Origin of the sequence: Geobacillus sp. WSUCF-018B, from assembly GCF_002809985.1 — a bacterium.
Lineage (GTDB): Bacteria > Bacillota > Bacilli > Bacillales > Anoxybacillaceae > Geobacillus > Geobacillus thermophilus.
In genome coordinates this window covers 1-1,032 of sequence record NZ_PIJF01000145.1, presented here as the reverse complement: position 1 = coordinate 1,032, position 1,032 = coordinate 1, and the positions used below count along the sequence as shown (strand labels likewise).

General features: G+C 52.4%; 5 tRNA genes and 1 rRNA gene. All 6 read left to right on the top strand.

Annotated elements, in window-relative coordinates:
* Positions 1-99 (top strand): 23S ribosomal RNA (locus CV944_RS17120); the annotation flags it as partial.
* Positions 100-341: 242 nt separating this feature from the next.
* Positions 342-416: transfer RNA gene (locus CV944_RS17115), tRNA-Asn, on the top strand.
* A gap of 4 nt (positions 417-420) precedes the next feature.
* Positions 421-511 (top strand) — tRNA-Ser (locus CV944_RS17110).
* A gap of 14 nt (positions 512-525) precedes the next feature.
* Positions 526-597, top strand: a tRNA-Glu gene (locus CV944_RS17105).
* Between the two features lie 215 nt (positions 598-812).
* Positions 813-889: transfer RNA gene (locus CV944_RS17100), tRNA-Met, on the top strand.
* A 4-nt stretch (positions 890-893) separates the two neighbouring features.
* Positions 894-969, top strand: a tRNA-Asp gene (locus CV944_RS17095).
* The last annotated feature ends 63 nt before the right edge of the window (positions 970-1,032 follow it).

Here is a 1,032-nt window from a genome sequence, read left to right as displayed (position 1 = left end):
GGGTAAGATCCCTCGAAGATGACGAGGTCGATAGGTCCGAGGTGGAAGCGTGGCGACACGTGGAGCTGACGGATACTAATCGATCGAGGGCTTAACCAAAATGCGGCTTCTTCCCAAAACGGTTATCTAGTTTTGAAGGAATGAAAAAAAGTCCTTGACAGCTCAGTGCGAATCATTATAATAATAAATGTCTAAAGTGATGTCATTCCGCAGTAGCTCAGTGACGAGCATTTGCATCATCGGATGAACTGCGAGTTGCCTCGACGCATCCAGCTTCTTTGAATCGGCTGGCAGAGGAAGAGGCAGGACATCTTGTTGGGAGAATTGACCGTCGTTATGATTCCGCAGTAGCTCAGTGGTAGAGCAATCGGCTGTTAACCGATTGGTCGCAGGTTCGAATCCTGCCTGCGGAGCCATCGTGGAGAGCTGTCCGAGTGGTCGAAGGAGCACGATTGGAAATCGTGTAGGCGTGAATAGCGCCTCAAGGGTTCGAATCCCTTGCTCTCCGCCATGATTCATCAACATGGCCCGTTGGTCAAGTGGTTAAGACACCGCCCTTTCACGGCGGTAACACGGGTTCGAATCCCGTACGGGTCACTTCTTCGTGGAGGATTAGCTCAGCTGGGAGAGCACTTGCCTTACAAGCAAGGGGTTGTATTCTTATCGCCGCGGGGTGGAGCAACAAGCCTTTGCTTCCTCGAAACCGCTTCGAGTTGCCCCGACGCATCTGGCTTCCTCGAATCAGTTAGTAGAGGAAGGGGCAACGAAAAATTTACTCAGAGCATGATCGAAACTGAATCATTTCCTATCGCCGCGGGGTGGAGCAGTCCGGTAGCTCGTCGGGCTCATAACCCGAAGGTCGCAGGTTCAAATCCTGCCCCCGCAACCAAATTGGTCCCGTAGTGTAGTGGTTAACATGCCTGCCTGTCACGCAGGAGATCGCGGGTTCGAGTCCCGTCGGGACCGCCATTGTTTCAAAATTATGAAAAGAGACAGCTCAGCAGCTCAGTCGGAGTTGCCTCAACGCATCTG